At 64.3% G+C, this 24,171-nt stretch carries 22 protein-coding genes and 5 pseudogenes; 18 read left to right on the top strand and 9 right to left on the bottom strand.

Annotation, left to right across the window (positions count from 1 at the left end; translation table 11 throughout):
* Positions 1–14: 14 nt before the first annotated feature.
* The 3 genes from A7U43_RS01700 to A7U43_RS01710 form a co-directional block, all read right to left on the bottom strand.
* Positions 15–1,115: an alpha/beta hydrolase gene (locus A7U43_RS01700; protein WP_047041146.1), complete on the bottom strand. Its 1,101-nt coding sequence runs from the start codon at positions 1,113–1,115 to the stop codon at positions 15–17.
* A 76-nt stretch (positions 1,116–1,191) separates the two neighbouring features.
* Complete coding sequence (locus A7U43_RS01705) at positions 1,192–2,505, bottom strand: IS256 family transposase (RefSeq protein WP_019344575.1); 1,314 nt, start codon at positions 2,503–2,505, stop codon at positions 1,192–1,194.
* A gap of 107 nt (positions 2,506–2,612) precedes the next feature.
* Positions 2,613–2,813, bottom strand: coding sequence for an IclR family transcriptional regulator (locus tag A7U43_RS01710; RefSeq protein WP_052773275.1), 201 nt, complete (start codon positions 2,811–2,813; stop codon positions 2,613–2,615).
* A gap of 279 nt (positions 2,814–3,092) precedes the next feature.
* Between A7U43_RS01710 and A7U43_RS29525 the strand changes: the two genes are divergently transcribed.
* Both A7U43_RS29525 and A7U43_RS01715 read left to right on the top strand, forming a co-directional pair.
* Complete coding sequence (locus A7U43_RS29525; protein ID WP_156525811.1) at positions 3,093–3,233, top strand: hypothetical protein; 141 nt, start codon at positions 3,093–3,095, stop codon at positions 3,231–3,233.
* Between the two features lie 162 nt (positions 3,234–3,395).
* The gene (locus A7U43_RS01715) at positions 3,396–4,160 is read left to right on the top strand and encodes an aldo/keto reductase (RefSeq protein ID WP_231963496.1); all 765 of its coding nucleotides are present in this window, start codon (positions 3,396–3,398) and stop codon (positions 4,158–4,160) included.
* A 125-nt stretch (positions 4,161–4,285) separates the two neighbouring features.
* On the opposite strand, the gene A7U43_RS01720 is transcribed toward A7U43_RS01715, so the two are convergent.
* A complete protein-coding gene (locus A7U43_RS01720; RefSeq protein WP_157894437.1) occupies positions 4,286–5,500 on the bottom strand; it encodes an integrase catalytic domain-containing protein in 1,215 nt (404 codons plus the stop codon).
* A 354-nt stretch (positions 5,501–5,854) separates the two neighbouring features.
* On the opposite strand from A7U43_RS01720, the gene A7U43_RS01725 reads away from it, so the two are divergent.
* The 11 genes and pseudogenes from A7U43_RS01725 to A7U43_RS01775 all read left to right on the top strand — a co-directional run bounded on the left by A7U43_RS01725 (position 5,855) and on the right by A7U43_RS01775 (position 15,230).
* Positions 5,855–7,096, top strand: coding sequence for an IS110 family RNA-guided transposase (locus tag A7U43_RS01725; RefSeq protein ID WP_047040730.1), 1,242 nt, complete (start codon positions 5,855–5,857; stop codon positions 7,094–7,096).
* A gap of 158 nt (positions 7,097–7,254) precedes the next feature.
* The gene (locus tag A7U43_RS01730) at positions 7,255–8,568 is read left to right on the top strand and encodes an IS256 family transposase (RefSeq protein ID WP_047040733.1); all 1,314 of its coding nucleotides are present in this window, start codon (positions 7,255–7,257) and stop codon (positions 8,566–8,568) included.
* Positions 8,569–8,738: 170 nt separating this feature from the next.
* Positions 8,739–10,202 carry an aromatic ring-hydroxylating dioxygenase subunit alpha gene (locus A7U43_RS01735; RefSeq protein WP_047040736.1) on the top strand — a complete coding sequence of 488 codons (1,464 nt, stop codon included), beginning with the start codon at positions 8,739–8,741 and terminating at the stop codon, positions 10,200–10,202.
* An 8-nt stretch (positions 10,203–10,210) separates the two neighbouring features.
* Positions 10,211–10,810, top strand: a complete 600-nt coding sequence (locus A7U43_RS01740; protein ID WP_095795377.1) for a 3-phenylpropionate/cinnamic acid dioxygenase subunit beta — start codon at positions 10,211–10,213, stop codon at positions 10,808–10,810.
* Positions 10,807–11,139: a hypothetical protein gene (locus tag A7U43_RS01745; protein WP_047040740.1), complete on the top strand. Its 333-nt coding sequence runs from the start codon at positions 10,807–10,809 to the stop codon at positions 11,137–11,139. Before A7U43_RS01740 ends, A7U43_RS01745 begins: the two co-directional genes overlap by 4 nt.
* Before the next feature lie 18 nt (positions 11,140–11,157).
* The gene (locus tag A7U43_RS01750; RefSeq protein ID WP_047040743.1) at positions 11,158–11,352 is read left to right on the top strand and encodes a ferredoxin; all 195 of its coding nucleotides are present in this window, start codon (positions 11,158–11,160) and stop codon (positions 11,350–11,352) included.
* Positions 11,352–12,584 (top strand): NAD(P)/FAD-dependent oxidoreductase, encoded by a 1,233-nt coding sequence (locus tag A7U43_RS01755; protein ID WP_067990455.1) that lies wholly within the window; start codon positions 11,352–11,354, stop codon positions 12,582–12,584. Before A7U43_RS01750 ends, A7U43_RS01755 begins: the two co-directional genes overlap by 1 nt.
* A gap of 53 nt (positions 12,585–12,637) precedes the next feature.
* Complete coding sequence (gene phtC, locus A7U43_RS01760; RefSeq protein ID WP_231963757.1) at positions 12,638–13,330, top strand: 3,4-dihydroxyphthalate decarboxylase; 693 nt, start codon at positions 12,638–12,640, stop codon at positions 13,328–13,330.
* A 106-nt stretch (positions 13,331–13,436) separates the two neighbouring features.
* Positions 13,437–13,856 (top strand): annotated as a pseudogene (gene phtC, locus A7U43_RS01765) (3,4-dihydroxyphthalate decarboxylase); the annotation flags it as partial.
* Between the two features lie 106 nt (positions 13,857–13,962).
* Positions 13,963–14,382, top strand: a pseudogene (gene phtC / locus A7U43_RS01770) (3,4-dihydroxyphthalate decarboxylase); the annotation flags it as partial.
* Positions 14,383–14,438: 56 nt separating this feature from the next.
* On the top strand, positions 14,439–15,230 hold the full coding sequence (locus A7U43_RS01775) for an IclR family transcriptional regulator (RefSeq protein WP_047040750.1): 792 nt from the start codon (positions 14,439–14,441) through the stop codon (positions 15,228–15,230).
* Between the two features lie 315 nt (positions 15,231–15,545).
* Here the strand turns inward: A7U43_RS01775 and A7U43_RS30180 are convergent.
* The 4 genes and pseudogenes from A7U43_RS30180 to A7U43_RS29540 form a co-directional block, all read right to left on the bottom strand.
* Positions 15,546–16,571, bottom strand: a pseudogene (locus A7U43_RS30180) (ISL3 family transposase); the annotation flags it as partial.
* 114 nt (positions 16,572–16,685) lie between these two features.
* Positions 16,686–17,108: a hypothetical protein gene (locus tag A7U43_RS29530; protein ID WP_156525812.1), complete on the bottom strand. Its 423-nt coding sequence runs from the start codon at positions 17,106–17,108 to the stop codon at positions 16,686–16,688.
* Positions 17,105–17,323, bottom strand: coding sequence for a hypothetical protein (locus A7U43_RS29535; protein WP_047040755.1), 219 nt, complete (start codon positions 17,321–17,323; stop codon positions 17,105–17,107). The genes A7U43_RS29530 and A7U43_RS29535 overlap by 4 nt, the downstream gene beginning before the upstream one ends.
* A gap of 94 nt (positions 17,324–17,417) precedes the next feature.
* Positions 17,418–17,795, bottom strand: a complete 378-nt coding sequence (locus A7U43_RS29540) for a hypothetical protein (protein WP_047040757.1) — start codon at positions 17,793–17,795, stop codon at positions 17,418–17,420.
* A gap of 165 nt (positions 17,796–17,960) precedes the next feature.
* Between A7U43_RS29540 and A7U43_RS01790 the strand changes: the two genes are divergently transcribed.
* From A7U43_RS01790 to A7U43_RS01795, 3 genes and pseudogenes are all read left to right on the top strand, one after another.
* Entirely contained in the window at positions 17,961–19,274 is a 1,314-nt protein-coding gene (locus tag A7U43_RS01790) for an IS256 family transposase (protein ID WP_019344575.1), read from the top strand.
* A 154-nt stretch (positions 19,275–19,428) separates the two neighbouring features.
* A complete protein-coding gene (locus A7U43_RS28940; RefSeq protein WP_047040760.1) occupies positions 19,429–19,719 on the top strand; it encodes a transposase in 291 nt (96 codons plus the stop codon).
* 5 nt (positions 19,720–19,724) lie between these two features.
* Positions 19,725–20,531: pseudogene (locus A7U43_RS01795) on the top strand (IS3 family transposase); the annotation flags it as partial.
* A gap of 601 nt (positions 20,532–21,132) precedes the next feature.
* Here A7U43_RS01795 and A7U43_RS01800 read toward each other — a convergent pair.
* Positions 21,133–21,459 (bottom strand): annotated as a pseudogene (locus A7U43_RS01800) (transposase); the annotation flags it as partial.
* Between the two features lie 182 nt (positions 21,460–21,641).
* Between A7U43_RS01800 and istA the strand changes: the two are divergent.
* The gene (gene istA / locus A7U43_RS01805) at positions 21,642–22,904 is read left to right on the top strand and encodes an IS21 family transposase (RefSeq protein ID WP_156525813.1); all 1,263 of its coding nucleotides are present in this window, start codon (positions 21,642–21,644) and stop codon (positions 22,902–22,904) included.
* Positions 22,905–22,921: 17 nt separating this feature from the next.
* The gene (gene istB / locus A7U43_RS01810; RefSeq protein WP_156526055.1) at positions 22,922–23,689 is read left to right on the top strand and encodes an IS21-like element helper ATPase IstB; all 768 of its coding nucleotides are present in this window, start codon (positions 22,922–22,924) and stop codon (positions 23,687–23,689) included.
* Positions 23,690–24,171: the final 482 nt, after the last annotated feature.

The following is a 24,171-nucleotide window of genomic DNA, read 5'->3' on the forward strand; positions in this document are numbered from 1 at the left end:
GTTTTCGCGGCCCGTCAGACGCCGCGCAGACGGGTGCGCAGCGCGCTGATCATGTCGGCGACCGCGGCCGCGCAACCGCCCCCGATCGGGAACATGTTGGCGAAGCCGTGGATCAGCGCACCGGCCTGCCGCAGGTCGACGGCCACCCCGGCGGCGCGCAGTGCCTCGGCGTAGGCCACGCCCTCGTCGCGCAGTGGGTCGAAGCCGCCGGTCAGCACCAGTGCAGGCGCGAGCCCGGACAGGTCGTCGGCCAGCAGCGGTGACACGACCGGATCGGTGATCTGCACCGACGCACCGGTGACGTACTTGTCGGCGAACCACTCGATGTCGGCCTTCGTCAGGAAGTAGCCGGAGGCGAACAGGGTCTGCGACCGGGTCTCGCCGCTGGGGTTGGTCCACGGGTAGATGAGCAGTTGCAGCGCCGGTTGCGGCACTCCTTCGGCGCGGGCGCGCTGGGCGACGACGGCGGCGATGTTGCCGCCGGCGCTGTCCCCGCCGACCGCGACGCGGTCCGGGTCGGCACCGAGTTCGGCGGCGTGCTCGCGCGCCCAGCGGTAGGCGGCGAACCCGTCGTCGGCGGCGGCGGGCGCCTTGTGCTCGGGGGCCAGCCGGTAGTCGACCGACAGCACGTGCACCCCGGCGTCGCGGCAGATCAGCCGGCACAGGTCGTCGTGGCTGTCGAGGTCGCCGATCACGAAGCCGCCGCCGTGGAAGAACACCAGCAGCGGGGCGGCCGTGTCGGCGGTGGATGTGGGCGGAACGTAGTGGCGGGCCGGGATCTCACCGTCCCCGCCGGTCACGGTGAGATCTCTCACCGCGGCCACCGGGATCGCCTGCCGGAACCCGCCGGACAGGTCGCGCAGCTGCGCCCGCGCCGCCGCCACGTTGTTGGTGCCACCGTCGATCCCGACCAGCTTCTGCCCGGCGAGCATCAGCTGCACCGTGGTGTCGAGGGTGTTGCCGTCCACCGTCACCGTGCGGCCCGCCAGCAGCAGGCGTTTCACCGGGTCGGGGATGCGCGGCAACGCGCGCAGGGTGACACCCGCCATCGCGGTGACGAGCGCCTCCTTGCGTCCCGGGCTGTACGCGCCGTCAGCTGGCAGACTCGCAGTCATGGCATCTCCCTTGATCACGCTGAATGACGGTAATGCGATCCCCGAGAAATAGTCAAATCCTGTGGATCGAGGGTCGTCAGGCGACCTCGGACACTGGGGTGTCGGGCGATGGTTCCGGGGTGATGTCGACCGGACGTTCGAGGAGCTTGCCCTGGTGGAACACTGCGCCGGCCCGCACCAACGCCACCAGGTGTGGTGCGTTGACCGCCCGCCACCGCGACTGCGCTGCTTCGATCAGCTTGTAGGCCATCGCCATGCCCGCCGCCCGTGATCCCGGGCCCTTGGTCACCCTGGTCCGAAGCCGAACCGTCGCGAAGGTCGATTCGATCGGGTTCGTGGTGCGTAGATGCACCCAGTGCTCGGCGGGATACCGGAAGTACTCGAGCAGCACGTCGGCGTCATCGACGATTTTCTTCACCGCTTTCGGGTACTTCGCGCTGTAGTCACGTTCGAACGCTGCGATCGCCAACTGCGCCTTGTCGATGTCCTCGGCCCCGATGATCTCCTTCATCGCCGCCAACGCACCCGGATGCGCCGATTTCGGGAGTGCAGCAAGAACGTTGGCTTGTTTGTGGAACCAGCAGCGTTGTTCGCGGGTGGCGGGGAACACCTCCCGCAGTGCCCGCCAGAATCCCAAAGCTCCGTCCCCGACCGCGAGCGCCGGCGCGCGCATCCCGCGGCGGCGGCAATCCCGCAGCAGGTCCGCCCAGGACTCGGTGGACTCTCGGTAGCCGTCGGCCAGGGCGACGAGTTCCTTGCGGCCGTCCGCCCGCACCCCGAGCATCACCAACAGGCAGAGCTTTTCCTGCTCGAGCCGGACTTTCAGGTGGATGCCGTCGACCCACAGGTACACGTAGTCGACCTGCGAGAGGTCCCTGGTGCCGAAGGCCTTCGCCTCGTCCTGCCACTGGGCCGTGAGCCGGGTGATCGAGGATGCGGACAGTCCGGCGCCGGTGCCGAGGAACTGTTCGAGCGCCGGCCCGAAGTCACTGGTTGACAGGCCGTGCAGGTACAGCAGCGGCAGCACCTCCGATACCTGCTCGGACTTGCGAGCCCAGGCGGGCAGGATCGCCGAGGAGAACCGCTTGCGCTCGCCGGTATCGGGGTCGATCCGCTTGTCGTTCACGCGGGGCGCCTTCACCGCCACCGCACCCGCCGAGGTCACGACCTCACGTTCGGCGTGGTATCCGTTGCGGACCACCAGTCGGTGGCCGTGTTCGTCGACCTCACCGGCATACCGGGCTACATAGTCGGCGACCTCGGCCTGCAACGCCGCGGCCAGCATCTGCCGGGCACCGTCGCGGACGATCTGGTCGAGCAACGACCGGCCCGCACCGGCCGCATTGCGGGTCTCGTTGGAGTCGTCGTTGTTGTCTACTACCGTGAGCACGGGCGTGCCTTCCCGCCAGCGCGCCAACGCTGGTCTTGATCAGAATTCGGATTCCTTGCAGATCATCTTCCGGGAAGGCACGCCCGCCCGGGATCCACAGGTTCTGATCATTGCTCAAGGTGCGGATGGGCCACCGCCAGCAGCTTATGGCTCAGCAGATAGGCATCCCCGATCTCCAGCACTGCTAGCCGCAAGGAATAGCCACTGGCGTCGTAGGACAGATAACCCAGGTATTCCAGGGTGAGGATGAATCGCCCCGCCGCGGTCCTGGCGATCCCGACGAACTCGGCAACATCCGAGACCGACAATGGCCTGTCCTGGCTGCTGATAGGCCTTCAGCACGGACAAAGCCCGGGCCAACGCCTCGACATGGCCCGGGTCGCTCTTCTTCAAAAGGGAGGCGGTCTCCGGGAGGCTTGGCCCTATCCGAAGCTATCTCATGGCGATGCGTTTAATGGCCCCCACTGGCGAGGATTACAGGCCAGACGGCGCTGGGCGGGCGGCTACCACTGCCACACCGGCAGATCTCGCCAGTTCTCTGCTGAACGGAATTAACATCTGGACAGCAGTTATGCGTTGTGCTTCACTTGCTGGATTACGGCGACCGTGCCGAGCTGCCGCATCTGGCCAGTCTGTTCGACATCGACAACAAGTGTGGCGGCGGCGTTGGCTTGCAGGAGGCAAACGCCTACCTTGAGCTGACCGCACCCGTGATGGCCCAAACATAAAGAGCTGAGGCTTCAGCCGTTTAGCAAACTATCGACAGATCCGAAAGACGAGGCCCTCCGATGATAAATGAAACGAGTACGGCTCCGAGACCAGGTGCGACCTCAAGGCTGCCCTTGCTGAACGGACACAGTATGCCGCGGATCGGCCTCGGAACATGGCCGATGCTGGACGCCGAATGCGAGCAAGCCGTCCGCTGTGCCGTGCAGACCGGCTACAGGCTGGTCGACACGGCCGTTCAATACCGCAACGAAGAAGCCGTGGGCCGCGGCATCAGAACCGCCGGCGTCCCGCGGGCGGAACTCTTTATTTCCAGCAAGTTCAACAAGGAGTCCCACAGCGTCGACGGCGTCCGTCGGGCGTACGACGAAAGCCTGCGGAAGCTTAGGGTCGACTATCTGGACATGTTCATGTGCCATTGGCCGGTGCCGGCGCTTGGCGCGTATGCGGAGGCATGGAAAGGCCTTGTAACCCTGTTAGAGGAAGGCGCCGTCAAGGCCATCGGCGTCTCCAACTTCAAGCCGGCCCACCTGAGGAAAATCATCGAAGCGACCGGAGTCGTTCCGGACGTCAACCAGATTCAGCTAAGTCCTGCTCTGGCGCGCACACAACCGCGTGCGGTCCACCGGGAGCTGGGAATCCTCACCCAATCCTGGAGCCCGATCGGCCGTGAATCCGGACTGCGTGCGAACCCCCTTGTGGTGGCCATCGCCGACCGTCTGAACAGGTCACCTGCCCAGGTCCTGCTGCGATGGCACATTCAGCAGGACCTGGTGCCCATCCCGCAGGCTTCGGACCCCGTCTGGTTGAGAGAGAACATCTCTGCGTTCGATTTCACCCTGACCGCCGACGACATGAACGATCTGGCCCGCCTGGATATGGGCGAAACTGCTGCGCGGGACTCAGATGCTGCGGAAAACGGTCACTGAATCCCGGCCAACGGACGCGGTCCGGCGGGGCCTCGGCCACTCGGCCGACTGGGGCCGTGGTGCCTCATGTCAAGATGCTCGCCAAATGATTCCTGCGTGCCTCATCTATTGTGCTCGCGAAAGTCTCATGCTGCGTGGGGTGCTTGGGAGTAGGTCTTGGCGGCGGCCAGCCGGATGAGTCGCTGCTGGATCTCGTTGATCCGGTTCGTCAGGCCGGCCAGGTCCAGACTGGCGTAGAGCTCGTCCAGGTAGTGACGTTGGGGTTCGAGCATGATCCCGGTGTCCTTGATCCGGTCTGCCGGGGTCCGCGGGTCGTCGTAGCTGCGCACTGACTTCCCCTTGCGGCTCAGGTGATATCCGGTGACTTTCTTGGTGGGCAGGAACAGGTTTTTGCGCAGGTTCACCAGCGGCCAGAGCTCGTTCAGGAGCCCCAATTCAGCATCGGTGTCGTAGCGGTAGTTGAACGCCGAGCGGCGGACGACGGCCTCGTTTTTCTGCTCCACGAACGGGTTGTCGTTGGAGTGGTGGGGCCGGGACCGGGTCATGCGGATGTTATGGGCATTGCACCAGGTAGTGACCGGATCGTTGAGGAATTCAGAGCCGTTGTCGCTATGGATGTGGTCGATGGGGTATGGGAATTCGTCCAGGATTTCATCCATCGCCTTGACCACCCATTTGGCGGCTTTGTTCTTGATCGCCCGGTTGCTGGTCCAGCCGGTGTACACGTCCGTGGCGGTCAGTGTGAATGCGTACTGGCCTTTGGCATTGTTGCCGCAATGCGCGACCGTATCGATGGCAACCAGGCCAGGCTGCCAGTCAATATCCGGGATGCGGGACATGATCGGGATCGACTCGGTGTACTGGTTCCGCCGCGACCTGGTCGTGGACTTCCCGTCCGGATACATCGAGAGCTTGAACGGTGCCAGCAGCCGGTCGATCGTTGCCGCGCTCATCGCCAGCAACTGGTCATGCACTGCGGGGCTGTAACGGGCCCGCACCCTCCCGAAAGCGCCAGCGCGGATATGGGCGTCCATGTTGGCCAGTGTGGTGCCCATGACCGCGGCCAGGTACTTCCCGCAGGGCTGCCCAGCCACGACCCAGACCTGCTGGAGCACCTTCACCGTGTCATAGCCATACGTCGGCGGTCTCGGCTTGCGCACCTCCATACGGGCCGGGCCCCGCCGCTTGAAGGCCCTGCCCAGCTGCCGCCGGGCATTCGCCCTCGACCAGCCCACCTCCGCCACCAACCGGTCCAGGATCTCGCCCTTGGCCTTCTTCGACGCCGCCACATACGCGCCGGCTTCCTTCTTAGTGATTTCCCTGCGCGCAGACAACGTCAACCCATACATCCCTCCAGCACACCAAAGCACCCGACCATGCACCAGAGATTTCGCGAGCATTTCCCAAATGAGCGTGCCAGCGCCGCTGCGCGCCGTGGGTGTCGAAAGTCCCTCTTGACGCACCTTGCCTCTGGTGAATCGGATGGCTCAGCGGGATGATGGTGGTGTCTGCCGTGTCCGACGCCGGTCGTTCCTTGGTGCTGTTGTTTGGCCCGTAAATGAGCGTGGTGCGGAGGGTTCCACGGGAACCGTGGATTGTTGCTGTGAGCACGAGTATTAGAGTCCTGATTTAATTCCACCCTCTACATGGCAGGCATCACCACCCATTGAAACAAGCAGGTTAGGAGGTGTCCCGTGGACTTGGTTCATGAACGTGCCGCGGGCATTGATATTTCCAAGGGTGACGCGAAGGTCGCCATCCGGTCCCCGGGCAAGCGTGCCGGGACTTTTTCCACCGAGGTCACCACCTGGGGTTCCACCACCAATCAGATCCTCGCCCTGCGGGACATGCTGGTCGCCGCGAAGGTCACCACGGTGGTCATGGAGGCAACCAGTGATTACTGGAAGCCGTTCTACTACCTGATGGAGGACCTCCTGCCAGTGATGCTCGTCAATGCGAAGGCGGCCCGCAACATTCCCGGGCGAAAAACTGACGTGTCCGACGCTTCCTGGTTAGCTCAGCTCGGTGCGCACGGGCTGCTGCGCCCTTGTTTTGTCCCGCCTCAACCGATCCGCGTACTTCGGGATTTGACCCGGGCACGAACCATCGCCACCCAGGACCGGACCCGGGAAGTCCAACGACTGGAGAAATTTCTGGAGTCTACCGGCCTTAAGCTCTCGGACCATGTTTCGGACCTGATGGGTGTCTCCTCCCGGGCCATGCTCAAGGCACTTATCAAGGGTGAGCGGGATCCGCAGGTGTTGGCTGACCTGGCTCGGGGGCGCATGCGCGTGCGGGTTCCCGAGCTCGTAGAGGCGCTGACCGGACGCTTCGAGGTGCACCATGCTTATCTTTGCAACATGCATCTGGAACGCATCGATTCCATCACTCGGTGCGTCGAGGAACTCACCACCCGCATCAACGAGGCGATGGAACCCTTTCAAACGGCACGGGAATTTCTAGCTACCATTCCCGGGGTCTCCACCCTCGTGGCCGATGTCATCATCGCCGAAACCGGGGCAGACATGAGCTCCTTCCAGAGCCCGGGCCGACTCGCATCCTGGGCGGGCCTAAGCCCAGGATCCAACGAGTCTGCCGGCCGGGCAAAGTCCACCAGGACCCGACCTGGGAACCGCTATCTCAAGGGCGCTCTGGGCGTCGCGGCCTTGTCGATTTCCAGAAACCCCAAGAACAGCTACCTCGGGGCACGCTATAAGAGACTCATTGTGCGCCGCGGCAAGATGAAAGCCATCGTCGCCACCCAACACTCCATCCTCACCGCCGTCTGGCACATGCTCGCGGACGGCGAGTGCTACCACGACCCAGGATCCGACTTCTTTACCAAAAAGGACCCCACCCGCACCAAGAACAACGCCATCCGCCGCCTCCAAGAACTCGGCTACAACGTCACCTTAAGTAACCAGGAGGCAGCCTGACCCACCTTACTTTCGTATTAGGCACGCACCCCATTTCGCGAGGAGCAATGATCAGAACCTGTGGATCCCGGGAGGACGCACCTTCCCGGATGATGATCTTTGACGAAACAGGATTCTGATCAAGACCAGCGTTGGCGCGCTGGCGGGAAGGCACGCCCGTGCTCACGGTAGTACACGAAGGCCGAGACCCGAACGAGGCCGGCGACGCCGCCGGTGCAGGCCGGTCGCTGCTCGATGAGATCGTTCGCGACGGTGCCCGGCAGATGCTCGCCGCAGCCCTGCAGGCCGAGGTCGCCGATTACATCGCCCGGCACGCCGGTGAAGTCGACGACAACGGCCACCGCCTCGTCGTACGCAACGGCTACCACACCGAACGCGACGTGATGACCGCCGCCGGTGCGGTGACGGTGAAGGCGCCACGGGTCAACGACAAGCGCATCGATCCCGAGACAGGCCAGCGTAAGAGGTTCTCGTCGGCGATCCTGCCGGCCTGGGCCCGCAGGTCCACCCAAGTGTCCGAGGTGTTGCCGCTGCTGTACCTGCACGGCCTGTCGACCAGCGACTTCGGGCCCGCCCTCGAGCAGTTCCTCGGCTCCGGTGCCGGCCTGTCGCCGGCCTCGATCACCCGGCTGACCGCGCAGTGGCAGGACGAGGCGAAAGCCTTCGGACAGCGGGATCTCTCGCAAGTCGACTACGTCTACCTGTGGGTCGACGGCATCCACCTGAAGGTGCGGCTCGAGCAGGAGAAACTCTGTCTGCTGGTCATGCTGGGGGTGCGGGCCGACGGACGTAAGGAACTCGTCGCCCTGGCCGACGGCTACCGCGAATCCACCGAATGCTGGGCCGATCTGCTGCGGGACTGCCGCCGCCGCGGAATGCGGGCCCCGGTGCTCGCGATCGGGGACGGCGCGCTGGGATTCTGGAAGGCACTGCGGGAAGTGTTCCCCGACACCCGCGAACAACGCTGCTGGTTCCACAAGCAATCCAACGTCCTTGCAGCACTCCCGAAGTCCGCGCATCCCGGCGCGTTGGCGGCGATGAAGGAGATCATCGGAGCCGAGGACATCGACAAGGCGCAGATCGCGATCGCGGCGTTCGAACAGGACTACGGTGCGAAATATCCGAAGGCAGTGAAGAAGATCGTCGATGACGCCGATGTGTTGCTCGAGTACTTTCGGTATCCGGCCGAGCATTGGGTGCATCTGCGTACGACGAATCCGATCGAATCGACTTTTGCGACGGTGCGGCTTCGGACCAGGGTGACCAAGGGTCCGGGTTCACGAGCGGCGGGGATGGCGATGGCCTACAAGCTGATCGAGGCCGCGCAGTCGCGGTGGCGGGCGGTCAACGCACCGCAGCTGGTCGCACTGGTGCGAGCGGGCGCGCTGTTCCACAAGGGCAAGCTCCTCGAACGGCCGGTCGACATCACCCCGGAACCCTCGCCCGACACTCCGGTGTCCGAGGTCGCCTGACGACCCCCGATCCACAGGATTTGACTATTCCTCTTTCGCGAGCACTTTAGATGAGTCTCGTCGGGGGCTTGACGAACGCCACACTTTAAGTCATTCTCTTTCTAAAAGAAACTATCTCTGATTACCAGAGATGACTGGCGTCTTGCCGGCCCGGACAAGGAGATCCATCAATGACTGACCACAGCGGCGTGATTCAGGATGTACGGCAGGGCATGATCCCTGCACACATTTACAACGACAAAGAGATCTTCGAGCTTGAAAAGGAGCGGGTCTTTGGTCGCAGCTGGCTTTTCGTCGCCCACGAATCCGAGGTGCCCGAAGCTGGCGACTACGTGGTGCGCCGCGTCCTGGAAGACTCATTCATCATTTCCCGTGATGAACATGGAGAAATCCGGGCACTGTTCAACATGTGCCTTCACCGCGGCATGCAGGTCTGCCGCACGGAGATGGGAAACGCTTCCCACTTCCGTTGCCCGTACCACGGGTGGTCCTACCGTAACGACGGCCGCATAGTCGGACTGCCCTTCCACAAAGAGGCATACGGCGGCGAAGAGGGCTTCAAGAAGCAGGGGCAGACGTTGCTGCCTGCTCCTTCCCTGGGCATCTACAACGGCCTTATCTTCGTCAGCCTGGATCCTGACGCAGAGCCGTTGGAGGACTTCCTGGGTGACTTCAAGTTCTACATGGACTACTACACGAAGCAAAGCTCCGGCGGGATTGAACTGCGCGGGCCGCAGCGGTGGCGGGTCAAGGCCAACTGGAAAATCGGAGCCGAAAACTTCGCCGGCGACATGTATCACACCCCCCAGACCCACACCTCCGTCGTCGAAATTGGTTTGTTCCGCGAACCAAAGGCGGAAAAGCGCAAGGACGGGACAACCTATTGGGCCGGCAACGGCGGCGGAACTACCTACAAGCTTCCCGAAGGAAGCCTGGAGGACCGCCTCCGCTACGTGGGCTACCCGGACGAGATGATCGCCCGCATGAAAGAGCAGTGGAGCCAGGAGCAGCTCGACGTCGTGGGCAAGGACGGGTTCATGGTGTCGGCGGCGTCGGTGTTCCCGAACATGAGCTTCGTGCACAACTGGCCACGGGTCGAAGAAGACTCCGATGAAGTGCTCCCGTTCATCTCCATCCGGCAGTGGCAGCCAATCAGTGAAGACGAGACCGAGATCGTATCGTGGTTCGCCGTCGACAAGAACGCGCCCGAAGAGTTTAAGGCACTTTCCTACAAGGCCTATCTCATGTGCTTTGGCAGCGGCGGCATGTTCGAGCAGGACGACGTGGAAAACTGGGTTTCCTTGACCAGCACCGCCGGCGGCCCGATGGCACGGCGCCTGCTGCTGAACAGCCGCATGGGCATGCTGGAAAACGGACAGAACGTCGTCGAACCCCTGACCCCCGAGCAGTACTCCGGCCCCGGCTCGACCCGCGTCGGATACAGCGAATACAACCAGCGTGAACTGCTCCTGCGATGGGCCAACCATCTTGAACGACCGATGGAAAAAGCGGCCCAGGTGCACGTCGGCAGCAATCCGGTGCAGGACTGTCCGTCTGACACCCCGGATTCTTTCCCGGCTCCCGCTGAGCACAACGGGCACGCCCCGGCAATGACCGTTTCGAAGGAGGGCTAGCCGTGGGTATTGAAGCCGTAACCGAACGCAGCAACAAATCTCTCTCGGAGCAGTCGGTGCTGGGAGGGCACGCCCCCCGTACTCAGAGGACGGGTGACTCCCTGCCGTTCAATGATGAACTTCATCTGCAAGCCCACAAGTGGCTTGTCGATGAATCCTATTTGCTCGACGCACAGGAGTACGACGAGTGGCTGAGCCGCCTCACGGACGACGTGCACTATCTCATGCCGGTGAGGGTGACCACTGCCCTCGGGGCCGGTTACAGCACGTCTCCCGGGATGGCGCACATGGATGAAAACAAGTACTCGCTGAGCCGCAGGGCGGCGCGCTTCGCCACGGAACACGCCTGGACCGAAGACCCTCCGTCGCGGCTGCGCCACTACGTCACCAACGTCCGGACGTTCCGTACCGGTAACCCGGATGAGATCATCGTGGATTCGGCGGTCCTGCTGTTCCGCAGCCGGGGCGACGTCCGCGAGGCCGCGACCGTGTCGGCAGGCAGGGAGGATCTGCTGCGCCGCACCGGCTCCGGCTGGCAGCTCGCCCGCCGCACCATCATGGTCGACGAGGCGGTCATCCGGATGCAGAATCTGGCCATATTCCTATGAAACTCGAATGGGAAGGCGAAGAGGAGGACCGCCTTGCCGCCATTCGAGCGGCGGAGGAGCGCGACCGGCTGGAAGCACGGGTCAACGGCGCTCCGATCGTGATCGCCAACGAATTCTCCGAAGTCCAGGTAAGCCGCGTCGAGACGCGGAACGGCTCGCGGCTGATGATCAAGTCCCCGCGCTCCGGCCAGTGGGTGTCCCTGTGCCCCCTGGAGCTGGAAGCCCTCACCTGGCAGGCGCCGGCAACCTTCTCGGCCATGATCGGGCATCCGTTCGGGCCGCTTGTCACCGAGGACGAGCAGCCGCCCCAGAACAAAAACAACATCTAGAGGCCAAGGAGATTGACAATGCCTACCGTAAAAGCAGATCTGCAAGCCTGCCAGGGCTACGCCAACTGCGTCGTTGGGGCACCCGACTACTTTGATCTGGATGACGACGGAATCGTTGTTCTCCTCAGGACCAAAGTTCCCGAGGCCGAGCGTTCCCGTGTCACCGAGGCTGCCCGCAGCTGCCCGGTGTCCGCCCTAGTAGTGGAGGACTGATGAACACGACCACAGTTATCGTCGGCTCCTCAACCGGCGGCGTGCGTGCTGCCCAGTCCCTGCGCCTGGAGGGGTATGAAGGCGACATCGTCCTCGTCGGTGCTGAGACGGAACTCCCGTACGACAAGCCGCCGTTGTCCAAATCCGTCCTCTCCGGCAAAGCAGAGGAGTTGTCCATCCGCCTCCTTACCCGCGAGCAGGCGGAGGAAGCCAGCATCCGGCTGCTGCTCGGGCACGCCGCCACAGGCATCGATGTCGCCGGAAACCTGTTGTACCTCCAGGACCACGAACCCCTACACTTCGACAACCTTGTGATCGCCACGGGCGCATCTGCCCGACCCTCACCCTGGGGCCAACGGCCCGGGATCCACGTGCTCCGTTCCCTGGACGATGCCCGGAAACTGCGCGCCGACCTCCTCAAAGGCGGGGAACTGGCAGTGATCGGCGCCGGTTTCATCGGTGCCGAAGCAGCCGCGACGGCACGTACGCTCGGTCTGGAAGTGACAGTCATCGACCCGATGCCCATACCAATGAGCCGCATCTTCAACGCCGAAATCGCACAGCTGTTTGGAGAACTCCACCGCAACAACGGCGTCACCACGATCTTTGGCACCGGAGTCGAGGCCATTGAGGGCGAGCACGGGTCCTTCAGCGTCAGGCTTACCAACGGCCAGACAGTACAAGCCGCCACCGTTCTCATCGGGATCGGCGCGGTTCCCAACGACGCCTGGCTGGCCTCCTCGGGACTGCTGGTGGACAACGGCGTCGTGCTGGACGAGTTCTGCAGGGCTGTGGACGCCCCGAACGTGTATGGCGTCGGCGACGTGGCGCGCTGGCGGCATCAGAAGCACGGTGCGGACATCCGGATCGAGCACTGGACAAACGCGGTTGAGCAAGCCTCATGCGTCGCCCACAACATCACCCATCCGGACAGTCCCCGCGAGTACACACCGGTTGAATACGTCTGGAGCGACCAGCACGACTGGAAAATCCAGGTCGTCGGTCGCGTGGGAGGCAACGCCGACCATGTCCTCATCGGAGACCCTGAGCTGCACGGTCGGTTCGCAGCGCTCTACACCACCGACGGAGTGGAACTGTACGGTGCCGCGATCGTGAACTGGCCGAAGGCCCTGCTTGCCTGCCGCCGCGGCATGGGATCAGGGATCGGCGTGCAGGAACTGCGCGACAAACTCGAGCTCCTGCTCGAGCCCCGGCCGACGGCGGCACTCTGATGCGGGGAAGTCAGCCGCCGGTGGTCCACGAAGAGCAACGGCAGGCCATCGCAATGGCCTGCCGGGTCCTGGCCGGCCGCGGCCTCGCCGACGGAATCCTCGGCCACATCAGTGCGCGAACGGGGGAGAACGAGCTCTTGGTCCGTTGCAGGGGTCCCAAGGAGCGTGGCCTCGCGCACACCGAAGCCAACGACATCCGGCTGGTCGACCTCGACGGCAATCCCGCCGCCGAAGGCGAGCTCGACAGCGGCTACACGGTCCCCAACGAGCTGCCTCTGCACACCGAGCTGCTGCGGCGGCGCCCGGATATCAACTCCGTTGTGCATGCCCACCCCCCGCAGGTCGTGGCCGCCGACTTGGCAGGGCTCGCTATCCGGCCGATCGTCGGGGCGTTCGACATCCCGGGCACCCGCCTGGCGGCAGACGGAATACCCGTCTACCCCAGAGGAGTGCTCGTGCGAAACCGCGAGCTCGCAGCGGAAATGCTCGACGCCATGGGCGATCGGCCCGTGGTGCTGCTGCGCGGACACGGCCTCACCAGCGCGGCGCCGACGATGGAGCAGGCGGTCCTCCAAGCCATCAGCGTAAACACCTTGGCAGGCCTGTCGCTTCAGATCACAGCAGCCGGAGGGCAGCTGCACGACCTTCCCGGTCCCGACATGGCGGAGCTGCCAGATCTCGGAGGGCCGTTCAACATCGCGACCGCCTGGCGACACGAGCTCGCCCGGCTGAGCGTCAGCCCATGAAGCCGGCCAGCGCGGCAGTGCCGACAGTCCCGCCGACGCTGGGTACGATACAAGGCATGCGATCGACAGAGACAGAAGACGGATCCAAATACGGTCCGCCGCCGCAATACCCCCCCCGCAGGTCGTGGCCGCCGACTTGGCAGGGCTCGCTATCCGGCCGATCGTCGGGGCGTTCGACATCCCGGGCACCCGCCTGGCGGCAGACGGAATACCCGTCTACCCCAGAGGAGTGCTCGTGCGAAACCGCGAGCTCGCAGCGGAAATGCTCGACGCCATGGGCGATCGGCCCGTGGTGCTGCTGCGCGGACACGGCCTCACCAGCGCGGCGCCGACGATGGAGCAGGCGGTCCTCCAAGCCATCAGCGTAAACACCTTGGCAGGCCTGTCGCTTCAGATCACAGCAGCCGGAGGGCAGCTGCACGACCTTCCCGGTCCCGACATGGCGGAGCTGCCAGATCTCGGAGGGCCGTTCAACATCGCGACCGCCTGGCGACACGAGCTCGCCCGGCTGAGCGTCAGCCCATGAAGCCGGCCAGCGCGGCAGTGCCGACAGTCCCGCCGACGCTGGGTACGATACAAGGCATGCGATCGACAGAGACAGAAGACGGATCCAAATACGGTCCGCCGCCGCAATACCCCCCCCGCAGGTCGTGGCCGCCGACTTGGCAGGGCTCGCTATCCGGCCGATCGTCGGGGCGTTCGACATCCCGGGCACCCGCCTGGCGGCAGACGGAATACCCGTCTACCCCAGAGGAGTGCTCGTGCGAAACCGCGAGCTCGCAGCGGAAATGCTCGACGCCATGGGCGATCGGCCCGTGGTGCTGCTGCGCGGACACGGCCTCACCAGCGCGGCGCCGACGATGGAGCAGGCGGTCCTCCAAGCCATCAGCGTAAACACCTTGGCAGGCCTGTCGCTTCAGATCACAGCAGCCGGAGGGCAGCTGCACGACCTTCCCGGTCCCGACATGGCGGAGCTGCCAGATCTCGGAGGGCCGTTCAACATCGCGACCGCCTGGCGACACGAGCTCGCCCGGCTGAGCGTCAGCCCATGAAGCCGGCCAGCGCGGCAGTGCCGACAGTCCCGCCGACGCTGGGTACGATACAAGGCATGCGATCGACAGAGACAGAAGACGGATCCAAATACGGTCCGCCGCCGCAATACCCCATCGAGTCTGTTGATAACGCCCTGCGGCTGCTCCTGCTGTTCGAAACCCAGCCCAGCATCAGGCTGACCGATGCCAGCACTTACTTGGGCGTGGCGTCGTCGACGGCGCACCGGCTGATGGGCATGCTTCTCTACCGTGGCTTCGTTCGGCAGAACCCGGCGACCCGGGCCTACGAACCTGGGCAGGCGCTGAGCTCGATTGCCTTTGCGATCAGACGGCAGGTGGACATCCGGACACTGGCCCGGCCGGTCCTCGAGCGGATCTTCGAACAAACGGGAGAAACCGTCCACTTCGCCAGGCTTGAGAGGACTGACGTCCAATTCATCGACGCCATCGAAAGCAGGCGAGCGGTCCGCGTCGGTTCCCGCCAGGGCCTCACCTTGCCAGCAAACTGCACTGCGACTGGTAAAGCGATGCTGAGCCTCCTCGGTGAGAAGCAGCTGCGGAATCTGTACCCAGGGCAGGAACTCCCCAAGCTGACTACCAACTCAATTACCTCCAGGTCGGACCTTGAAAGGGAGCTCGACGAAATCCGGCACAGGGGTTACGCAAATAGCCGCGAAGAGAGCGAAGACGGGGTGACATCGGTCGCCGCCGCGGTTGCCGGCCCAAGCGGCACTGTCTACGGAATCAACGTATCTGTGCCGGCCCACCGCATGTCGGAGGAGCTTCGCAGCGACCTCGGGGGCATGCTCCGGGCAGCCGCAGAAGAACTCCAGGGGCGCCTGGTCTAGAAGACTTAAAGCGGCTTCGCGTTTAGGCATGGTTGGTCTGTTTGTTCCGGTAGGGGCGGTGGCCGCCGGCGGCCAGTAGGCATCTGAGTCTGTAGTTGGTGAAGTTGCGGAAGCCGCGGGCGATTCGGCGGGTGGTTTCGATGACGCCATTGAATCGCTTCGGTGGGTCCGTTGGAAGCGCCGTGGGTGTCGAAGTAGGCTAGGATCGCTGTCTTCCATTGAGTGTCCGCCCGAGTCGGGCGACTTCCGGGATGGGGAGGTCGGGAATGATGTGATTACTTCGTTGACGAGTTCCCGGCCCCGCTCCGGGCGGGCGTGGTAGATGTTGCGGAGCTTCTGGTAGCACTGCCAGGCCAGGGTGACTTCGTGGCCGTGATCCCCGGCGCTGAGCTTAGCATCGAGCCGGGCGGCTTGTTTGTCGGTGAGGTGTTCGGCGCCGATCTGCAGGGTTCGACGGATTCCGTAGAGCGGGTCGCCCTTGCGGCCGCGGTGTCCCAGGGTGTCCTGCTGGACCCGGCGGCGGACCTCGTCGATCATGGCCGAGCCGAGCTTCACGACATGGAACGCGTTCAGAACGGCGATGGCTTCGGGCAGCTCGTCACGGATCGCGTTCGCGTAGCCGCGGAACGGATCCAGCGCGGCGGTCTTGATCCCGGCAGTGAACCCTGCGCCGCGTTCTTTGAGCCAGTCCGCATAGGCCTTCCCCGACCGGCCCGGAACCAGGTCAAGCAACCTGGCGTGCACCACCCCCGCGGGGTCGCGGGTGTGGTCCACGATCCCGGTGACCATGCCGGTTCCGGGCGGGCCGGTGTGGGACCAGACATGCTCATCGACCCCGAGCGCATCTACCCCGGTCAGCCGGCCGGTCGATGCGATCCGCCGGGTGGCTTCGATCCTGACCGCGTCCCAGACGGTGTGCCAGGAGACGCCGAGCTGATGGGCCAAGGCGGAGACCGAGGTGTCGAAATGCTGGAGCGCATCGGTCGCCCACCCGGCGGCCCTGGCGGTGAGCTTCGCCCGTGGTCCTGCCAGCGGGTGCTCCTCTGTGAACGTCGTTCTCGGGCAGTCCGGGTCCGGGCACCGCCAGACACGTTTGGCCCACAGCAGCCGCACCGGGCGGCCGAAACAGGGAATGTCATGGAGACGGACCTGGCGGCGTCCATGCCCGACCGCGATGACGCCGCAGTCGGCGCAGCCGGTGACGTTCTCCCCGGTTTCGACGCCCAGAAGCAGGCCGGTACCGGTTGCCGTGACGGAGCTGACGCGGACGCCCTCGACACCGAGCAGCGCATCCGCGCGCGTGCACCAGCGGCCACCGGAACACGACATAGAGTTATTCATGTCAGGGTCTCTTTTGGGTATTGGTTGCTTGGTCGCGACCAATTCAAAGAGGCCCTGACCTCTTTCCTGCCGCACCACGCCGCAGCTGCATGCGGCCACGCCCTGCCCCCGGCGTCAGACGGCCCTCACCCTGCTCATCGTCGAAGGCCCAAGGCGACCGGCTTCCCGGCGAACGCGGCCGCAGGCGCCGGACTCCTCCGGCCGCCAGATTGTGTGCACGCCAACGTCGAGCAACTTCCGCTCACCGACGTCCGTGATGACCCAGACAAATCCGTGTTCCGGAAACGTCATGTCAACCCGCCCGTACCACAATGCCCCGGTTTCATGATCCCTCACAGCGATGCGGTGCCCGCGGGCCAGGGACAGGAAGACTTCGATTTCGCATTCTGTCAGCGACTCTTTCAACCCATTCCTCCCCGGCGCTGCGCCGAGAGCCGCCGTACGCAGGGAACAGCCGGCCTGGCGGGCGGCGGGGCAGACCATGCTAAAAACGCTGCCAGCCGGCGCGCCGGAGAGATCGCTCTGCTGTCCGTTCATCGCAGCCCGCTCCCCCACCTTTCGAGTGTCACACCGCGTGGAACGTCGCTGTCCAGGCGCGCTTCATAGCGGCCCGGGGCGAGGCGGGCCACCGAGATGCCGACGTGTTCAGCCATCGCCGCCGGCTTCAGCAGATCCACCGCTTCATCCAGGGCGGCGTCCAGTTCTTTTCGGGTGTGAACGGCGACGACGAGACAACCGGGTGCTGCGTGCATGGTCAAATCCTTAATCTGAGGGCGGTGATCAGTACTTTGGGACACGCCAAATGTCCCTGGGACGGAACGGAGGAGCGGCAGCCCGCCGGCATGATCAAGCCAGGGCCCAAATCCCGGCGGCCCCGGCGGAACCTAGGGGACCAAGGCTTCCGGCAGAAGAAGGGGCAGGACCGTGGAACGCTGCAGAACGGCGGCGGTTTACCTCCGACAGTCCCATGATGGTGGCTTCAACATCTTCCAGGGATTGCTGAATCCAGGCGAGGGCGGCCAGGTCATCGGAACTGTGGGCCGCGTCGATTGATGACGCCTCTAGGAGCGCAGCCCGGCGGCTGATCCTGCCGGAAAGTTCGAGGATCAACGGCGGAATCATGGCCAGGGATTCACCCCGCGTTAGGTGCGCGAAGGCTTCTTTTCCAGCGCCACGGTGGGTGACGGCGACCGTGAGGGCCAGATCTGAGGAGTTTGTGGTCATGGGTCTGTCCTTCAGGTTGTTCAAAGTCCTGGTCTTTTCGGAGTGCTTCGAGCAATGATCAGAACCTGTGGATCCCGGGCGGGCGTGCCTTCCCGGAAGATGATCTGCAAGGAATCCGAATTCTGATCAAGACCAGCGTTGGCGCGCTGGCGGGAAGGCACGCCCGTGCTCACGGTAGTAGACAACAACGACGACTCCAACGAGACCCGCAATGCGGCCGGTGCGGGCCGGTCGTTGCTCGACCAGATCGTCCGCGACGGTGCCCGGCAGATGCTGGCCGCGGCGTTGCAGGCCGAGGTCGCCGACTATGTAGCCCGGTATGCCGGTGAGGTCGACGAACACGGCCACCGACTGGTGGTCCGCAACGGATACCACGCCGAACGTGAGGTCGTGACCTCGGCGGGTGCGGTGGCGGTGAAGGCGCCCCGCGTGAACGACAAGCGGATCGACCCCGATACCGGCGAGCGCAAGCGGTTCTCCTCGGCGATCCTGCCCGCCTGGGCTCGCAAGTCCGAGCAGGTATCGGAGGTGCTGCCGCTGCTGTACCTGCACGGCCTGTCAACCAGTGACTTCGGGCCGGCGCTCGAACAGTTCCTCGGCACCGGCGCCGGACTGTCCGCATCCTCGATCACCCGGCTCACGGCCCAGTGGCAGGACGAGGCGAAGGCCTTCGGCACCAGGGACCTCTCGCAGGTCGACTACGTGTACCTGTGGGTCGACGGCATCCACCTGAAAGTCCGGCTCGAGCAGGAAAAGCTCTGCCTGTTGGTGATGCTCGGGGTGCGGGCGGACGGCCGCAAGGAACTCGTCGCCCTGGCCGACGGCTACCGAGAGTCCACCGAGTCCTGGGCGGACCTGCTGCGGGATTGCCGCCGCCGCGGGATGCGCGCGCCGGCGCTCGCGGTCGGGGACGGAGCTTTGGGATTCTGGCGGGCACTGCGGGAGGTGTTCCCCGCCACCCGCGAACAACGCTGCTGGTTCCACAAACAAGCCAACGTTCTTGCTGCACTCCCGAAATCGGCGCATCCGGGTGCGTTGGCGGCGATGAAGGAGATCATCGGGGCCGAGGACATCGACAAGGCGCAGTTGGCGATCGCAGCGTTCGAACGTGACTACAGCGCGAAGTACCCGAAAGCGGTGAAGAAAATCGTCGATGACGCCGACGTGCTGCTCGAGTACTTCCGGTATCCCGCCGAGCACTGGGTGCATCTACGCACCACGAACCCGATCGAATCGACCTTCGCGACGGTTCGGCTTCGGACCAGGGTGACCAAGGGCCCGGGATCACGGGCGGCGGGCATGGCGATGGCCTACAAGCTGATCGAAGCAGCGCAGTCGCGGTGGCGGGCGGTCAACGCACCACACCTGGTGGCGTTGGTGCGGGCCGGCGCAGTGTTCCACCAGGGCAAGCTCCTCGAACGTCCGGTCGACATCACCCCGGAACCATCGCCCGACACCCCAGTGTCCGAGGTCGCCTGACGACCCTCGATCCACAGGATTTGACTATTTCTCGAGTGCTTCCGGTACGACGGAAGGGGAGTCTCGGGTGGTTCGTCCCGCCGCAGATCGTCCGCGCCGCAGGCACACTGAGGTGTACTACTGATGTGAGACACAGTTTGAAAGGATTGTGCTCATGTCTGCTCGACCTACCTATTCCGATGAGTTCAAGGCTGATGCCGTTGAGCTCGTGGTTTCATCTGGCCGTTCGCCGGCTTCTGTCGCTCCGGAGCTCGGCATTTCCGTCACCGCGTTGAAACGCTGGGTGCGGGTGTCCCGTGAGGGGCAACCAGGCGGTGGGGGGAAACCGGATGATCCGGTGGATCCTGCGAAATACAAGGCGTTGGAAGCACGGATGCGTGAGCTGGAGAGGGAGAACGATTTCCTGAAAAAAGTTTCGGCGTTCTTCGCCAAAGAACAACGGTAGAGGACTTGTACCGAGTTGTTCAGGAGAAGAACGCCGACTTCCCGGTGGCCTGGATGTGCCGCCAGCTTGGTCTCCCACGGGCGACGTATTACCGGCGGCTGGACGCCGGCGACACCCCGACTGCGCTGCGCCGCCGGGAACTGACGGATCAGGTGAAGACCGTCTTCGATTCCTCCGACGGGATCTTCGGGCACCGCATGGTCCATGCGAAACTTGCCGCCGCCGGCATCGAGGTTTCGGTGGGCACTGTCGCGGGGATCATGGCCGAAAACGGGTGGGCGGCAAAGCGGATGAGAGCGTTCAAGCGCACCACGATCGCCTCGGATCCGGATAAAGTCTTCGAGGACCTCATCGGCCGGGACTTCACTGCAGAAGCCCCTGGAACGCGTCTGGTGGGCGATATTACCTACCTGCGCACCGGCGAAGGGTGGCTGTATTTGGCCACTGTCATTGACCTGTGCACCCGCATGGTCGTCGGCTGGGCCATGGCTGAGCACATGCGCGCCTCGTTGGTTACCGGAGCCCTGACGATGGCCAGGGACAGCGGCCACCTGAGCCCCAACGCCATTTTTCACAGCGACCACGGAACGCAGTACACCTCCCGGGAAATGGGCGCCTGGTGCGCAGGAAACAAGATCCGCCAATCCATGGGCGCCACCGGGGTGTGCTGGGACAATGCAGTCGCAGAATCGCTGTTCTCATCCCTGAAAAACGAGTTCTACCATCACCACAGCTTCACCACCCGCCAGGACGCCAGACGGGCGACCATGCGCTACATCGAAGTGTTCTACAACCGCTGGCGCCCTCACACCAACAACGAGGGTCTGCCGCCCGCGACAGCAATGGCCAACTTCACAACCAGAAACCAGCCGCTTCCCGCTGCTGCCTGACCGAAAAGAAACTACCCGACTGTCTCACATCCTTGACACACCTCACACCGTCCGCCACCGGAATGGGCCTGCGGCACGGACGGTCTGCGGCTCTACAAGCCCGGGCGCACCTCCCGATCGACGCAGCCAAATACGAAACGGCAGCTTTCAAGGCCGCGTTCTCCACGGCCCGGTCTTTGGTTTCAACAACACCGACCGTCAGTGCCCCTGCCCGGCCGAGACATCAACCATGCTTAACTGCGAAGGGCCCTTAAAGCGACCCCGTACTGCTCCGGCAGTACTTTCCAAAGGGCACGGACCTGAACGTGTGGAGTTAGACCAGCTCGATGACGTCTGCGACGGACTCAACGACAGGCCCCGAGCATGTCTCAACGACCGCTCGCCACGGGCAGCCATGCAACGATTAGGACACCGGATGCAAACACATCTAATTCGCAACGTTCACTAGAAACCGCCCCGTATATCGGGGGCTGATCCTCGGCGCCAACGCAGCACGGGACCTTCGCAGCAGGGCCTATCGGCACCCCTCCCGGTCCCGCGGAACGTCGATCTGCACCGGGCCTGTCGTCTCCGTCAGCACGGTCTGGGACCGCGTTCCGTTGCGCGAGTTGGCAGTATCCTTCGCCGCCGTGTCGTGCCGTTCATAACCGAGGTGCTCGGTCAGTTCCTCGTCCAGGGCGGTTTCGATGACGGTCTTGGTCAGCTGCTTGAGCAGTCCGTCAGGACCGGCCAGGGACAGCCCCTGCTCCCTCGCCATCCTGACCAGCTCGCGGGCAGCCTCGGCCTCGGATTTCTCTGTCAGTTCGTCAACGGTTTTCGTACTCGGCACAGCCTCAAGTGTTGCGGCCATATCGGGCTCCTTCCCGCCAGGCTTGCCGCCCCGGCGTGTCGAGCCGGATACACCGTTAATTCCCCAGTCCCTGCCCGGGCAGCACGCCGCTGAAGAAGGCGAGGTTCCTGAAGGTGTTGACGACGCCTGAAAACTGACCCCCTATCGACGGGTGAATTTTGACCCCCGTCCTTGATAGGAGGGTGATTTCAGTGGAGCAGTGGGCGGAGATCCGCCGTTTACATCGCACCGAGCAGGTGCCGATCAAGGAGATCGCACGCCAGCTCGGGGTGGCACGCAATACGGTGCGCTCAGCGTTGGCCGCGGATGCGCCGCCGCAGTACACGCGGGCGCCGCGGGGTTCGGCGGTGGATGCGTTCGAACCTGCGATTCGGGCGTTGCTCAAGGATCATCCGAGGATGCCGGCGACGGTGATCGCGCAGCGGATCGGGTGGACCCGGTCGATCACGGTGCTCAAAGACCGGGTGCGGGTGATCCGCCCGGAGTACCGCGGTCTGGATCCGGCTGATCGGGTGATCTATGAGCCTGGGGCGTGTTCGCAGTGGGATCTGTGGTTCCCGGACTACCGTATCCCGTTGGGCCACAAGCAGTTAGCTGTTCTGCCGGTGTTGGTGATGACACTGGCGTATTCGCGGTTCCGGGCCGGGTTGATGATCCCCTCGCGCCAGGGTGGGGACATCCTGGCCGGGATGTGGCAGCTGCTGAGCCGGATCGGTGCGGTGACCGCCAAGCTGGTGTGGGACCGCGAATCAGCGATCGGCGGCACAGGCCGGCCCACGACGCTGGCCACCGGGTTTGTCGGGACGTTGGGCACCCGCCTGGAGCTGGCTCCACCGGCCGATCCTGAGTACAAGGGCATGGTCGAACGCAACAACCGGTTCTTTGAGACCTCGTTCCTGCCGGGGCGGGTGTTTGCCTCACCGGCCGATTTCAACACCCAGTTCGATGCATGGCTGACCGGGCACGCCAACACCATCCGGGTGCGCTCGATCCGGGCCCGCCCAATCGATCTGCTGGCCGAGGACCTGGCCGGGATGACACTGCTGCCGCCGGTGCCGCCGGTGACCGGCATCTGCCACCGGGTGCGCCTGGCCCGGGACTACTACGTGCGGATCGCCGGTAACGACTACTCGGTGCACCCTGGCGTGATCGGCCGGCTGGTCGATATCACCGCCACCTTGGAGCAGGTGGTCGTGACCTGCGCCGGGCAGGTGGTGGCCACCCATCAGCGGTGCTGGGCCCGGCACATGACGATCACCGACCCGCAGCACGTGGCCGATGCCGCGGTCCTGCGCCGGCACTACCGTCAGCAACACGCCACCGGTGGTGATACCGGCCGGGTACGTACCCACCGCGACGGGCACTTGGTGCCGATGCGGTCGTTGCCGGATTACGACGACCTCTACGGCGTCGATTTCACCACCATCGAGGAGTCGTCATCATGACCACAAATGCACCAAACATGCACGGCAGCAACGAGATCGGTAAACAAATCGAATACTTGGCCCGGGTTCTCAAGACGCCGACGATCCGGCGGATGTGGGCCGAGTTGGCTGATCGGGCTCGCTCCGAAATGTGGAGTCACGAACAGTATTTGGCGGCGGTCCTGGAACGCCAAGTCAACGAGCGTGAAGCCAACGGTACCGCGCTGCGGATCGCCGCGGCGAGGTTCCCGGCGACAAAAACCTTGGAAGACTTCACCTTTGACCACGTACCGTCGCTGCCGCGGGATGTCATTGCGCATCTGGCGACAAGTACATGGATCACCAAGGCCGACAACGTAATTCTGCTCGGACCACCCGGAGTGGGTAAAACTCATCTGGGGATCGCGTTGGGTATCAAAGCCGCTCAGTGCGGGTATCCGGTGCTCTTTGACACCGCGACCGGGTGGGCGGCCCGGCTCACCGACGCCCACAACGCTGGCCGGCTGCCTCAGGAGCTCAAGCGGCTGCGTCGCTACCGGTTGCTGCTTATCGACGAGATCGGGTACCTCCCGTTCGATGCGGACACCGCGAACCTGTTCTTCCAGCTGATCGCCAGTCGCTACGAACAGGGCTCGATCCTGATCACCTCGAACATGCCGTTCGGTCGCTGGGGTGAAGTCTTCGCCGACGACATCGTCGCCGCCGCCCTGATCGACCGACTGGTCCATCACGCCGAAGTGATCACCATCAACGGGGATTCCTACCGCACCAAAACACGCCGCGAACTGGTCAAAACCAACAAATAACCAACAATCAGGGGGTCAAAATTCAACCGACGCTACGGGGTCAATTTTCGACCGTCGTTGACAGAAGGTCACCGGCGCCGAGAAGATGTCCGCAGCAGCGGTGATCGGCGCGTATCACGACCTGTGGCAGGTTGAGGCGTCCTTCCGCATGACCAAGTCCGATCTGAAGGCCCGGCCAGTGTGAGCCCCGCCCGGCACCGATCTCAGACCCAGAACCGGCCGCAGCCGAGGGCTTCCACGATGGGGACCGCTTCTTCCTCCGCCCCCTCTGGCGGGGCCAGCCAGTGGCCCGTGGAAGGGGGAGCGGAATCAGGGGTAGAATCCACCCCGCGGGAGGACCGCCATGCCCCAATGCGGGCCGCCCTGCGGCTGTCGCCCGCCGAAGGATCCCGCGCTTGTGCGTCATCCGGCGCCTGCGCCGGGCCGGCCCGGCGCGCTGAGCGCAACCGGCACACCAGCCCGGGCAACAATTCCCTCAACCG

The sequence above is a fragment of the Mycobacterium adipatum genome (genome assembly GCF_001644575.1).
Taxonomy (GTDB): Bacteria; Actinomycetota; Actinomycetes; order Mycobacteriales; family Mycobacteriaceae; genus Mycobacterium; species Mycobacterium adipatum.